The organism is Flagellimonas pelagia (genome assembly GCF_003584135.1).
Lineage (GTDB): Bacteria > Bacteroidota > Bacteroidia > Flavobacteriales > Flavobacteriaceae > Flagellimonas > Flagellimonas pelagia.
Map to the genome: position 1 here is coordinate 246,324 of NZ_QXFI01000009.1, position 13,478 is coordinate 259,801.

The 13,478-nt window shown below is 43.8% G+C and carries 9 protein-coding genes; 5 read left to right on the forward strand and 4 right to left on the reverse strand.

Going from position 1 to position 13,478, the window contains the following annotated elements:
* Positions 1–21 precede the first annotated feature (21 nt).
* Positions 22–552, reverse strand: a complete 531-nt coding sequence (locus tag D2V05_RS02910; RefSeq protein WP_119646066.1) for a DUF2911 domain-containing protein — start codon at positions 550–552, stop codon at positions 22–24.
* A gap of 243 nt (positions 553–795) precedes the next feature.
* On the opposite strand from D2V05_RS02910, the gene asnB reads away from it, so the two are divergent.
* The 3 genes from asnB to D2V05_RS02925 all read left to right on the forward strand — a co-directional run bounded on the left by asnB (position 796) and on the right by D2V05_RS02925 (position 5,740).
* Positions 796–2,466 (forward strand): asparagine synthase B, encoded by a 1,671-nt coding sequence (gene asnB, locus D2V05_RS02915; RefSeq protein ID WP_119646067.1) that lies wholly within the window; start codon positions 796–798, stop codon positions 2,464–2,466.
* 250 nt (positions 2,467–2,716) lie between these two features.
* The gene (gene gyrB / locus D2V05_RS02920) at positions 2,717–4,657 is read left to right on the forward strand and encodes a DNA topoisomerase (ATP-hydrolyzing) subunit B (protein ID WP_119646068.1); all 1,941 of its coding nucleotides are present in this window, start codon (positions 2,717–2,719) and stop codon (positions 4,655–4,657) included.
* Between the two features lie 72 nt (positions 4,658–4,729).
* Positions 4,730–5,740 (forward strand): DUF6588 family protein, encoded by a 1,011-nt coding sequence (locus tag D2V05_RS02925; RefSeq protein WP_119646069.1) that lies wholly within the window; start codon positions 4,730–4,732, stop codon positions 5,738–5,740.
* 128 nt (positions 5,741–5,868) lie between these two features.
* On the opposite strand, the gene D2V05_RS02930 is transcribed toward D2V05_RS02925, so the two are convergent.
* The gene (locus D2V05_RS02930; protein WP_235855368.1) at positions 5,869–6,240 is read right to left on the reverse strand and encodes a hypothetical protein; all 372 of its coding nucleotides are present in this window, start codon (positions 6,238–6,240) and stop codon (positions 5,869–5,871) included.
* A gap of 245 nt (positions 6,241–6,485) precedes the next feature.
* Between D2V05_RS02930 and mdh the strand changes: the two genes are divergently transcribed.
* Both mdh and secDF read left to right on the forward strand, forming a co-directional pair.
* Complete coding sequence (mdh, locus tag D2V05_RS02935) at positions 6,486–7,412, forward strand: malate dehydrogenase (protein WP_119646070.1); 927 nt, start codon at positions 6,486–6,488, stop codon at positions 7,410–7,412.
* A 222-nt stretch (positions 7,413–7,634) separates the two neighbouring features.
* Positions 7,635–10,601 (forward strand): protein translocase subunit SecDF, encoded by a 2,967-nt coding sequence (gene secDF, locus D2V05_RS02940; RefSeq protein ID WP_119646071.1) that lies wholly within the window; start codon positions 7,635–7,637, stop codon positions 10,599–10,601.
* A 72-nt stretch (positions 10,602–10,673) separates the two neighbouring features.
* On the opposite strand, the gene D2V05_RS02945 is transcribed toward secDF, so the two are convergent.
* Both D2V05_RS02945 and D2V05_RS02950 read right to left on the reverse strand, forming a co-directional pair.
* Positions 10,674–12,137: a glycosyltransferase gene (locus D2V05_RS02945; RefSeq protein WP_119646126.1), complete on the reverse strand. Its 1,464-nt coding sequence runs from the start codon at positions 12,135–12,137 to the stop codon at positions 10,674–10,676.
* A gap of 84 nt (positions 12,138–12,221) precedes the next feature.
* Positions 12,222–13,469 carry an ATP-binding cassette domain-containing protein gene (locus D2V05_RS02950; protein ID WP_119646072.1) on the reverse strand — a complete coding sequence of 416 codons (1,248 nt, stop codon included), beginning with the start codon at positions 13,467–13,469 and terminating at the stop codon, positions 12,222–12,224.
* Positions 13,470–13,478 lie beyond the last annotated feature (9 nt).

The window sequence follows — 13,478 nt, forward strand, 5'->3', positions numbered from 1 at the left end:
TTTATTATAAAGAGTTATTCTTTAAATGCTGATCGGCACGGTAACCCTAGTGGTTCCCCATCCCATGACCATATCGCCGCTATCATCAAAAGCAATGGAAAAAGCTTCCAATTCTTCATTGTCGGAACTGGTCTTGGCCATTACACGGGCAACATCGGCCTCGCTATCATAGGAAAAAGCACCCCATTGGTTCAGGTTGCTGTTCAGAATAACGGTCCACTCACCTTCACCTGGAATGGTGAACAGGGAATAAGTTCCAGCTTTTACGGACTTACCTCCAACAGTGGCATCCTTATAAAAAGTGATTTCGGTACACTCGTTGGCGCCAGTTCTCCATACTTTTCCTTCTGGGGCAAGCTCCGCTAGGCTACGTCCCTTTAATTGAGGTCTGCTGTAAATAACCTTGATGGATTTTTGGGGCACGCGCGAACTGGTGGGGAAAGTAACAATGTCCGCGGGACTCTTGTCCAAGCCGCTGAATTTTTGGGCGGTCGCTTCAGTCGAAAATACCATGGCAAAAGCTAGTACAGTAAATAAGAATACATTTTTCATGATTGTGATTTTAGTAGTTTTCAAAACTAGGGTGTTATTAAATGATCTGTATCTAAAAAGACGTTAAAAAAGAATAAACTTACAAAACGTTCGGGATTGTCATGGTATTTTGAAGATATAGTTTCAATACCGCATAATATTTATATTTTAAATTACGATATGAAACTTATATATCATTTGTGGTTTTATTTATAAAGTTACTGACTCATTTTTGTATCAAAATTGTTACTAATTTATTTGAATATGTGTGGTATTGTATGCGCATTTGATGTGAAGGAAAGTACGGAAGTACTTAGGCCCCAATTGTTGGAGATGTCGAAGAAAGTAAGGCACCGTGGGCCGGATTGGAGTGGAATATATGCTGATGACAAAGCGATATTGGCCCATGAGCGTTTGGCCATCGTGGATCCAGCTTCTGGAAAACAACCGTTGTTGAGCGCCGATGGGAAATTGGTGTTGGCGGCCAATGGCGAAATCTATAACCATCAACAATTGAGAAAACAGTTCGAGGGTAAATATGAATTCAAGACCCAATCGGATTGTGAGGTCATTCTGGCTCTCTATCAAGAAAAGGGAGTCGACTTTGTGGATGAAATGAACGGTATTTTCGGTTTCGCCATTTATGATAGCGAAAAGGATGAGTACTTCATCGCGAGAGATCATATGGGCATTATTCCGCTTTACATCGGATGGGACAAAAACGGGACCTTTTATGTGGCTTCCGAATTGAAAGCGTTGGAAGGAACCTGTTCCAAGATCCAATTGTTCCCTCCTGGACATTATCTGCACAGCTCTGATGGCGAGTTTAAAAGGTGGTACCAAAGGGATTGGATGGAGTATGATGCCGTGAAGGAAAACGAGACCAGCATTCAGGCCATAAAAGATGCCTTGGAGGCTGCTGTGCACCGTCAGTTGATGTCCGACGTACCCTACGGAGTACTTCTATCCGGCGGGTTGGATTCCTCAGTGACTTCGGCCATCGCGAAAAAGTATTCCCAAAAAAGAATTGAAAGCGATGATACGACCGATGCCTGGTGGCCCCAATTACACTCCTTTTCTGTAGGTTTGGAAGGTTCTCCGGATTTGGCTGCCGCCCAAAAGGTGGCCAAGCACATTGGTACGGTACACCACGAGATAAAATTTACCATTCAAGAAGGTTTGGATGCCATCAAGGATGTCATCTATAACTTGGAAACGTACGATATTACCACTATTAGGGCATCCACGCCCATGTATTTGATGGCAAGGGTCATCAAGTCGATGGGTATTAAAATGGTATTGTCCGGTGAGGGAGCCGATGAGCTTTTCGGTGGGTACCTGTATTTCCACAAGGCACCAAGTCCTAAGGATTTCCATGAAGAAACCGTAAGAAAGCTTGATAAATTACACATGTATGATTGTTTGAGGGCCAACAAATCCTTGGCGGCTTGGGGTATTGAAGGGCGTGTGCCGTTTTTGGATAAAGAATTTATGGATGTGGCCATGCGCATCAACCCAAAGGATAAAATGATCAACGGGGAGCGTATGGAAAAATGGGTGGTACGAAAGGCATTTGAGTCGTATCTCCCTGAAAGTGTGGCCTGGAGACAGAAGGAACAATTTTCCGATGGTGTAGGCTATAGTTGGATAGATACCTTGAAAGCGATGGTTGCGGAAGAAATTAGTGACGAGCAATTGAAGAATGCGCACTTCAAGTTTCCGATTCAGACCCCAACTACCAAAGAGGAATATTATTACCGTTCCATATTTGAAAGCCATTTCCCATCGGATGCCGCTGCCTTGAGTGTTCCACAGGAACCTTCTGTGGCCTGCAGCACAAAGATTGCGTTGGAGTGGGACGAAGCCTTTAAGAACATGAACGATCCATCTGGCAGGGCCGTGGCCAAAGTTCACACCGATGCCTACGTGAAATAGCAGTAATTAGCAATCAAGAATTTGGAGCAGGATGAAGTTTTGTTTCATTTTCAATTAGTCGGAAAAGCCCCTCTATTGAGGGGCTTTTTGTTGTTCTTAACAGGACTTTCATAATGAGGCGGATATATGCCGTTTTTCCACAGATTTTGTTGATAACTTAGGGGGTTCAATTGACCTGTTTAGACTAATTACACAGGGTATTCTTTATATTTGTAGGATTTGAAAAATTCTAGGCAAATACTGAAAATATATGAGCGAAGAAGCTAACAAGAAACAATACTCGGCGGATAGTATCCAGGCCCTTGAGGGCATGGAGCACGTACGTATGAGACCTTCCATGTATATTGGGGATGTAGGGGTCAGGGGGTTGCACCATTTGGTATATGAGGTGGTGGACAACTCTATCGATGAGGCCATGGCCGGATATTGTGATGCAATAGAAGTAATCATTAATGAAGATAACTCCATCACCGTTAAGGATAACGGTAGGGGTATACCGGTAGGGCTGCATAAAAAGGAGGGTGTTTCCGCTTTGGAAGTGGTCATGACCAAGATCGGTGCCGGTGGTAAATTTGATAAGGATTCGTATAAGGTTTCAGGAGGTCTGCACGGTGTGGGGGTTTCCTGTGTGAATGCCTTGTCCAATCATTTAAGGGCAACCGTATACCGAGAAGGAAAAATCTGGGAGCAGGAATATGAAAAGGGGAAAGCCCTATATCCTGTAAAAAGTATCGGGGAAAGCAATGATACCGGAACAGTTGTAACTTTTATTCCTGACGATACCATCTTTACCCAAACCACGGAATACAGCTATGAGACCCTTGCCAACCGTATGCGGGAATTGGCCTATTTGAACAAAGGGATCACCATTACGCTTACCGACAAGAGGAACAAGGATGAGAAAGGTGAGTTTATCCATGAAACTTTCCATTCCGAGGAAGGACTGAAGGAATTCATCAAGTTCTTGGACGGTAACCGTGAGCCACTTATCCAGAGTGTGATTTCCATGGAAGGGGAGAAGAACGGAATTCCTGTGGAAGTGGCCATGGTCTACAACACCGGTTATACCGAAAACCTTCATTCCTATGTGAACAACATCAACACCCATGAAGGAGGTACGCATCTTTCAGGGTTTAGAAGGGGTTTGACGACCACTTTGAAAAAATATGCCGACAACTCCGGTATGTTGGACAAATTGAAGTTCGAAATTTCCGGGGATGACTTCCGCGAAGGACTTACGGCCATTGTTTCCGTAAAAGTGGCCGAACCTCAGTTTGAAGGTCAGACTAAGACCAAATTGGGTAACCGTGAGGTGACCAGTGCGGTGAGTCAGGCCGTTTCTGAAATGTTGACCGATTATTTGGAAGAACATCCCGAAGACGCCAAACAGATCGTTGAAAAAGTAAAATTAGCTGCACAGGCAAGGCATGCCGCTGCCAAGGCCCGCGAAATGGTACAGCGTAAAAACCCAATGAGTGTTGGGGGATTACCTGGTAAACTTTCTGATTGTTCCGAACAAGATCCAACCAAATGTGAAGTATTCTTGGTAGAGGGAGACTCCGCAGGGGGTACTGCCAAACAAGGCAGGGACAGGAACTTTCAGGCCATTCTTCCGCTTAGGGGTAAGATTCTGAATGTGGAAAAAGCCATGCAACACAAAGTTTTTGAAAACGAGGAAATCAAAAACATTTATACCGCTTTGGGTGTTACCATAGGTACCGAGGAAGACAGCAAAGCGTTGAACTTGGAGAAATTGCGTTACCACAAAGTGGTGATCATGTGTGATGCGGATGTGGATGGTAGCCACATTGAAACGTTGATCCTTACCTTTTTCTTCCGCTACATGCGCGAATTGATCGAGGGGGGTCACGTTTACATCGCTACGCCACCTTTATATTTGGTGAAAAAAGGAGCAAAAAGGCGTTATGCATGGAATGATAAGGAACGGGATGAGATTGTTTCCTCCATGAATGGCGGGGCAAGTATCCAAAGGTACAAAGGTCTTGGGGAAATGAATGCCGAACAACTTTGGGATACTACTATGAACCCAGAATTTAGGACATTGCGACAAGTAAGTATCGAAAACGCGACGGAATCTGACCGCATCTTCTCCATGTTGATGGGGGATGAGGTGCCGCCAAGACGTGAATTTATTGAGAAAAATGCCGTCTACGCTAACATAGATGCATAGATAACAGGCATTTCACAACAAAAACTCGCCCCTAACAGGCGAGTTTTTTAGTTTTAGGAAAAATTTTACAAAATGAAGAAAATTGTTTTGTTGATGGCCTTGGCCTCAATAACCCTGGGAAGGGCACAAGACCTGAACGATCTTTTTGTTTCAGGTGTAGCTGATGCAGAACGTTTTGCCAATGCTTATTTGGCACCTGTTTCTGAAGCATCCATTTACAGTATTTCAAATGGATGGTACAATTCTGCAGACTCAAAACCTTTGGGCGGATTTGAAATCTCCATAGTGGGGAACATGACCGGATTTAAAAATAAGGATGACAAAAAAGCATTCCTTTTAGATCCTGCAGATTACGAAAACCTCAATTTTGTGCAGAACCCTGGCCAGCCGCGTCTCGTTGCTACGGGTTTAGGGGATATTGAAGGGGTAGAAGTATATGTTGAAGGACAGAACGGTCTGTTCCGTGAAGAATTTGAGCTGCCTTCTGGATTGGCTTCCGAAAATTTGAATTTTATTCCCTCTGGTTATCTACAAGCTAGTGTGGGATTGGTAAAAGGACTGGAAGTAAAAGCCCGCATTTTGCCTAAGGTCAAGTTTGATGACGATTCCAAGATTGGATTGTTCGGAGCAGGTCTGCAGTATGATTTCACCAAAATGCTTCCGGCTGATAAGATTCTTCCAGTGGCCATTGCCGCAGTAATCGGCTATACTAAATTGGATGGGGAATATGATTTTACCGATTCCTCTACCATTAATGGTAGTGATCAACGTATCGAGGCTTCCTTTAAAACATGGAACTTTAGTGCCGTGGTATCCACAACAAAGATTCCCGTAATCAATTTTTATGGGGGATTGGGATATATTACAGGTAAATCGGATATTGACCTTTTGGGTACTTACGAAGCCAGAGGCCCATTCTTTACCGAGACTGTTGTAGATCCTTTTACGGTATCCAAAGATGTAAGTGGGGTTTCCGCCAATTTGGGTACCAAGATCAAATTGGGATTCTTTAGGCTTAACGCCGAATACAATATTTCCGAGTTCAGCACCTTTACCTTTGGTATCAACTTCGGATTCAGATAGTTTTTATGTCAGTTCGAGTTTTTTCCAAAAGAAAAAGTATCGAGAACAAACCACCAACCGACCAACCAATAAAGAAGGCCCCAATGTTCGTTGGGGCCTACTATTTTCATATAAGTTGGTCTTCCGTCTTATTCCCTAGTGGCGAAGACCGAGCCGTTCCCTAGGGCCAAAATTTCAGGATCTTGGGCTTTCATCAGGTTAACGGATACATCGGTTACCTGTGGGTCGCCATATATTATGGTATAGGTGCCGTTGTCAACGGACCATTTAAAATCGGTATAAAAAACCAGCTTAGAATTGGAATAGCTTTGGTACCTACCCAGGTACACATCATTGAAAATCCATTCTTCCCGAGTGGTATCGGTATTCTTGCCATCGATATTGGAAGTTTCGACTCTGGCCCAGATGCCCAAAATGGGATCGTTGTTCTCTGGGATGCGGCTACAGTTGCTTACGGCAATAATGCCTATAATGGACAACAATGAAAAGAGCTTTTTCATAGGTCAAGTAGGTTAATTTGGTTTTGGGACTATTAGAACGCTATTTTGTAGGAAAGTATTGCACCCAATTCTTCAAAATTGTTGTGAAATTCCAATTCTTCGATGAAAGGAAGGTTTTGTTAACATTTTGACGATTCGAACAATTTTGGGATCGTAACAAAATTGGGCTGCTAAAACTGGTGAAATTCAGCTTTTTTCTGCCCTAAATGCCGTATTTTTGAGCATCAAAATTTAAACTTATACAAATGAAAGTTACCGTAGTTGGAGCAGGCGCAGTCGGAGCAAGCTGTGCAGAATACATAGCAATGAAAAATTTTGCATCTGAAGTAGTTTTGTTGGACATCAAGGAAGGATATGCCGAAGGTAAGGCCATGGACCTTATGCAAACGGCTTCCCTGAACGGTTTCGATACCAAAATTACCGGAAGCACCAACGATTATAGTAAAACGGCTAACAGTGACGTAGTGGTGATTACATCTGGAATCCCTCGTAAACCTGGGATGACCCGTGAAGAACTTATCGGTATCAATGCCGGTATTGTGAAGACCGTGGCCACCAACCTTTTGGAGCACTCGCCAAATACCATCATCATTGTGGTGAGCAACCCAATGGATACCATGACCTATTTGGTGCACAAGTCCACAGGTTTGCCAAAGAACAGGATCATTGGTATGGGTGGTGCATTGGACAGTGCCCGTTTCAAATACAGATTGGCAGAGGCTTTGGGAGCTCCTATTTCCGATGTTGACGGAATGGTGATCGGTGGACATAGCGATGTAGGTATGGTGCCATTGATCGGCCACGCCACACGTAACAGCGTGAAGGTTTCCGAATTCCTTTCCGACGAGCAAATGAGCTGGGTAGTGGAAGAAACCAAAGTAGGTGGAGCCACCTTGACCAAACTACTAGGTACCAGTGCCTGGTATGCGCCCGGAGCTGCTGTATCATCCATGGTACAGGCGATTGCTTGTGACCAAAAGAAAATGTTCCCATGTTCCACTATGTTGGAAGGAGAGTATGGGTTGGACGATATCTGTATCGGTACGCCCGTAATCTTGGGTAAAGACGGTATCGAGAAAATCGTGGAAATCGAGTTGTCCGATGCCGAAAAAGCTAAAATGCAGGAGAGTGCCGAAGGTGTTAAAAAGACCAACGCATTGCTTCAGGTATAACAATATTTGACCGACCAGAGAACTTGTCATTTTGGGCATGATCGTACCTTGGATTTTCTAAGATGTATCCTGGGAATCACCGATCCGTCCGAAATGACATTTTCATTTTAACAACATAGGGGTAGGCTATAATTGCAATTACATCATTTTCTATTGGCAAATCTTATCGGAAATGATATATTTGCACGCTGTTTAAGAAAACTTCTAAAAATTTAATAATCAATGCAAAATAAAGGACTTATAAGGCTTTTCGCTATCCTTTTTGGCTTGGTGAGCATTTATCAGTTATCCTATACCTTCATCGCTAGTAAGTTGGAAAAAGATGCTGAGGCTTACGCAGTTAGCCGAATTTCGGAAGCTGAGGATGATTATGTGGCCAAGCGTGAAGCTTTAGAGGCATCGTATTTGGATTCCATCGGTGACAACACCGTTTTGGGCTTTACCAGTTATGAAGATGCCAAGAAAAAAGAGTTGAACAAAGGTCTTGACTTGAAGGGAGGGATCAATGTTACCTTGCAGATTTCCGTAAAGGATATTTTGAAAGGATTGGCCAACAATACCAAAAACCCCGTGTTCAACAAAGCTTTGGCTGATGCCGATAATGCATCCAAGAGTAGTGATCAAACCTATTTGGAGCTTTTCTTTGAAGCTTTTGATAACATCAAGGGAGATACCAAATTGGCCTCACCTGATATTTTTGCCAATAAGGGCCTGAGTGACGACATCAATTTCCAAATGTCGGATGATGAGGTAAAACCAATCATCAGGAAGAAAATCGACGAGTCCATTGTTTCGGCATTTGAAGTACTTCGTGAGCGTATCGATGGTTTTGGGGTAACCCAGCCCAACATCCAAAGGGAAGGAAACTCAGGACGTATTTTGGTGGAACTTCCAGGGGCAAGGGATATTGCCCGTGCCCAGGAATTGCTTTCCAGTACGGCACAATTGGAATTTTGGGAAACCTATTCTCAGAATAACCAGAGTTTGGGAACCTTCTTGGTGAACGCCAATGAAAGATTGAAGGAAATCTTGAAGCCTGAACAAGCTAAGGAAGAAGTATCTAAACCTGAGTCTGAAATTGACTCATTGCTTTCGGATGTGGCCCAAGATTCATTGGACATGACCCAAGAGGCCAACCCGCTATTGGGCAAACTTATTCCCGCCAACCCTGGTAGCCATGCCATCGCAAGGGCCATGGTGAGTGATACTGCGGAAATTGGCGGTTACCTAAGAATGCCAGAGATTAAGAGATTGTTGCCCAACGATATCCAATTCACCAAATTCCTTTGGGAAAGAGCTGCCAAGGATGTGGAAGTGGTGGAATTGTACGCTCTCAAATCCAATAGGGATGGAGTGCCCAGGATCAGCGGGGACGTGGTTTCAGACGCGCAGGACACTTTTGACCAGTTCAATAAGCCTGCGGTAAGCATGACCATGAACACCCGTGGGGCCAAGGAATGGGAAAAATTGACAGGAGATGCCTATAACAACCAGACTGGTATCGCCATTGTATTGGATAATAAGGTATATACCGCTCCCGGTGTTTCTACAGGACCCATTTCAGGAGGCCGCTCGGAGATTACCGGTACCTTCACCGTAAACGAGACCAAGGATATAGCCAACGTATTGCGTGCTGGTAAACTACCTGCATCTGCAGAGATCATTCAATCTGAAGTAGTAGGTCCATCACTGGGTCAAGAGGCCATTGATAGTGGTTTTATGTCTTTTGCCATAGCCATGGTTTTTGTTTTGCTGTGGATGATTTTCTACTATGGTAAAGCGGGAGTTTTTGCTGATATAGCATTGATTTTCAATATCTTGTTGATTTTTGGTGTACTGACCAGCTTGGGAGCTGTTTTGACGTTGCCAGGTATCGCCGGTATCGTGTTGACCATTGGTATGTCCGTAGATGCCAACGTGTTAATCTATGAACGTATAAAAGAAGAGTTGGCCAAAGGAAAAGGGAAGGCCCAAGCCATTGCTGATGGTTTTGGAAATGCACTTTCCTCCATTTTGGATGCCAACATCACCACAGGTCTGACCGCTATCATTCTCTTTATATTCGGTTCTGGACCTATTAAAGGATTTGCGACCACTCTTTTGATCGGTATCGTGACTTCTTTGTTCACGGCCATTTTTGTAACCCGTTTGATGATCGACTCGTACACGGCCAAAAAAGGTAGAAGGTTGGATTTCACCACAGGAATCACCAAGAACCTGTTCAAAAATGTGAACATCGATTTCTTGGCAAAACGTAAGATTGCTTATATCGTTTCAGGTATTTTGGTTGCAGTGAGCGTGTTCTCTTTGTTTACCGCAGGTCTACAACAAGGGGTTGATTTCATTGGTGGGCGTTCATATCAAATCCGTTTTGAAAAAGTAGTAAACCCATCAGAGATCGCTTCTGAGTTGAACGATGTTTTCGGTAGTGGAACCAGTGTGAAGACATTTGGGGATGCCAACCAGATCAAGGTCACCACTCCGTATAAAGTAGATGAGGAAGGTGTGGAAGTCGATAATGAAATCCAAACTAAATTATATACCACTTTACAGAAATATCTTCCGGATGGGACTTCTTTTGAAGACTTTACCGTAGGTGCTTCTGAAAAGTCGATCGGTATCTTGCAATCCGTGAAGGTGGGACCTACCATTGCGGACGACATCAAGAAAAATGCTTTCTTGGCCATTTTGGGATCTTTGGCTGTGGTGTTCCTTTACATCTTGCTTCGATTTAGAAAATGGCAATTCTCGTTGGGTGCCGTTGTTGCGGTTTTCCACGATGTGATGATCGTGTTGGGTATCTTCTCTTTAACAGGAAAGATTATGCCCTTCAACATGGAAATTGACCAAGCCTTTATTGCTGCGATATTGACGGTTATCGGTTACTCGTTGAACGATACCGTGGTAGTGTTCGACCGTATCCGCGAAATAACCAATATCAAAGGTTTAAAAGGCGGGGAAAATATAAATGAAGCCTTGAACAGTACATTGAGCCGTACATTGAATACCTCATTGACTACATTGATCGTATTGTTGGCCATCTTCGTTTTTGGAGGTGAAAGCCTACGCGGATTCATGTTCGCCATGATCATTGGTGTGGTTGTGGGTACGTATTCTTCAATATTCGTGGCTACTCCATTGATGTTCGATGCACTCAAGAAGAAAATTGCTGCTGCTACAGGAGCATAGTTTAAGTTTTTAGATTACACCAAGTAAAGGGCCACTCGCACAAGTGGCCCTTTATTTTTTCGTTGATCGGTATTATACTTTATTGTTGGCCAAAACTTGCAACCAGCCGATCAATTGACTGAACAATGTAAAGTTTTGGATGACCCTTAATTGCCCATTGAACCCCCATTTGTCCCTGTCTTTGGTATGGTTCAACATATACGTCAATGTTTTGGAAAGTTGTTCAATATCCGTTGGGTCTTCATTGATTTGCCCTGTTTTGTTATGGACTACTTGAAATTTCAACCCGGCAGCACCTGAAACCAGTACAGGTTTTCTCTTCCACATGGCTTCCGTGGCCGTGAGTCCAAAACCTTCTTGAATAGAATTTTGCACAATGATGCTCGAAGTACGTTGCAAGGCGTTTACGATGAGGGCATTTTCCTTGGGATTGTCCAACGGTAATAAGAGAATGGCGATATCCTTCTGTAAATTACGATCCACTTTTTTGTAGGCTTCCGTGAGCTCATTGAGTACTTCCTGCCCCTCGGGGTCATCGGAGACAAAATCTGGGTCCGGCCCACCCATCACTAAAAGTGTCATCTCAATACGTTTGTACTCCAAACTATCCGGATTTCCATTTTTGCGGTTGTCCAATTTCATTTTAATAAAGGCATCCATAAGTTCCTTAAAACCTTTAAGACGGTCCCATCTCGATATTTCCATGACTATGGGCCGATAAATAAGGTCCAAGTTTTCATCTGCCCTCAACAGGTCAAAGGAACCATCCGGCATTACTTTTCGTACCAAATACTTGTATCGATCATAAAGAATGGCCTTATGGTCGTCCAGTACCCCGGATTGATATAAAATACCAATGCATTTGTGCAATTGTAATTCCCTGTTTTTGTGACTTAAGGGGTCAATGGCAGGAGGAATGATGGAGGTTCTTTTCTTTAACGGTTTGGGGACATAAGCGGGTAAACTAAACACAAAATGGTCGTAATCGTCGGTGTAGGGACTTAGGAACTCCCACACGGCATCGGTTATCTCGGTGTCCTCTTCCAGGCCGATATGACACCGCCAGATAATGGAAACTTTTCTCTCTTTTTTGATCATGGAGGCCAAGGGCATGGGTTGTGGGTCGTGGACTACTACAATATCCCCATCATTGATCAGCTCCAGTGCTTTGGGTAGATTGTTTCTGTTGACAGCTTCGTATACTTGTCTGTCCTCTTGCGTAAAAATACCATTTCCGCTTCCATGTATGGCATTGTGGATGCGTTTGGTGATATCAAAGAAAGCTTTTTCCCTGGCCTCGATGACGAGCCACTCAATGGACACTCCGAGTTCCCGTAAAATTCGCATTTGGCTGGGTAACATCTCGGCAACACCGCCACCCAAGGCGGTTGAATTGATCATCCAAATGGTTTTACCTTTTAGGGATGCTATGGGTTCCTTGGCTTGTTCCAAAAAGTCGAGGACCGAGGAATACAGAGAGCCGTACGCCTTATAATCTTCAATTTTGGCGCCGGGTTTAACGTTGATTTTTTGCATGGAAGGGTATGGTGAATAGTTGAATTCCCTATAAGATAGCAAAAAATAGCAAATTTTAGTAAGATACTGTTTTTGAAGTGTTTACTATTGTTTTATGGAGCCGATTGATCCTTCTTCTGATGGATGGAGCTCAAAAATATATTGAGGGTCCAATTGGGGCTCTTTCCTGTGCGAAACAAAGACAATGGCAGAATCACTTTCGGCTGCTATTTTGTTGACCAAGGCCACAAAAAGGGAAGCGCTCGCATCGTCCAGACCTGCTGTTGGTTCGTCCAAGATCAGAAGAGGAGGGTGTTTTACCATTGCCCGGGCTACCATGACCAATCTTTTGTCCCCAACGGAAAGATCTCGGAAATAATCCTCTCTTTTATCGTAAAGGTTCAAGAGTTTCAACCATTGATGGGCCAAGTTTTTCTCTATATCGGTCGGCTGTACGTATAACCCAATGGAATCGTGCAGCCCAGAAATGATCATATTCTCCAAACTGTGGTAGCCCCTGAACTTATCCGTGACGGCAGGAGTGTAATAACCAATTTTTTGCTTCAGGTCCCAAACACTTTCCCCGCTTCCCTTTTTTTGTCCAAACAAGGTGAGGTCCTGCCCGTATCCCTTGTGGCTATCACCAGTTATCATGGAGAGTATGGTGGATTTTCCACTACCATTGGGGCCGATCAATTGCCAAAACTCCCCTTGCTTTATGGCCCAGTTAATATGGTTCAGTACTGGTCGCCCGTCAAAGCTTACAGAAACATTTTTCATCACGACTAAATCGGGAAGGTTGCACTCCAAAACGTCAATGGGTGGCGGAATACTACCTTCAAAAACAACACTATCTTGCCTGTTCTTGCTCCAGAACGCTTCTGGAGATGTGTAGGTTTTTAGGGAATTGCCTTCCAATTTTAGGAAATGTGTGGTAATCGATAAAATATCGTCCAAACGGCTGACCATTTGCACCAGAATTCGAGAGTTGCCTATTTCGCACAGGCGCTCCTTTAAGTTTGCCTGGGTGGCCACATCCAAGTTGTCGTAAGGATTGATGAGCACCAAAAAATCAGGATTTTGCTCTAGTAAATGGTTGAGCAGGGCCTTTTTTTGCTCCCCGCTGCTCATGGTCTTGAGGGATTGCGGCCTATCCTTGGTCAATATTTTAATATCATGTCGTTCTTCCTCATCCATAAACCGGTCAATCTCGGAACGGGAGAAAAGCAGACCATTTAAAGTTGATAGTTCCTGAAGTTGGGAAATCGGTTTTTGATGCAATAACTCCTGAACCAAATCTTGGGTAGTAGAAGTATTGTTGGTAAGGATAGCGTAGACTTTGGGTTGATCCATGAAGCGGGC

Bases quoted from the DNA above. Each gene is read 5' to 3' on its own strand.
- asnB (WP_119646067.1), top strand. From the start codon at position 796: ATGTGTGGTATTGTATGCGCATTTGATGTGAAGGAAAGTACGGAAGTA.
- D2V05_RS02945 (WP_119646126.1), bottom strand. From the start codon at position 12,137: ATGCAAAAAATCAACGTTAAACCCGGCGCCAAAATTGAAGATTATAAG.
- D2V05_RS02910 (WP_119646066.1), bottom strand. From the start codon at position 552: ATGAAAAATGTATTCTTATTTACTGTACTAGCTTTTGCCATGGTATTT.
- mdh (WP_119646070.1), top strand. From the start codon at position 6,486: ATGAAAGTTACCGTAGTTGGAGCAGGCGCAGTCGGAGCAAGCTGTGCA.
- secDF (WP_119646071.1), top strand. From the start codon at position 7,635: ATGCAAAATAAAGGACTTATAAGGCTTTTCGCTATCCTTTTTGGCTTG.
- D2V05_RS02950 (WP_119646072.1), bottom strand. From the start codon at position 13,469: ATGGATCAACCCAAAGTCTACGCTATCCTTACCAACAATACTTCTACT.
- D2V05_RS02925 (WP_119646069.1), top strand. From the start codon at position 4,730: ATGAAGAAAATTGTTTTGTTGATGGCCTTGGCCTCAATAACCCTGGGA.
- gyrB (WP_119646068.1), top strand. From the start codon at position 2,717: ATGAGCGAAGAAGCTAACAAGAAACAATACTCGGCGGATAGTATCCAG.
- D2V05_RS02930 (WP_235855368.1), bottom strand. From the start codon at position 6,240: ATGAAAAAGCTCTTTTCATTGTTGTCCATTATAGGCATTATTGCCGTA.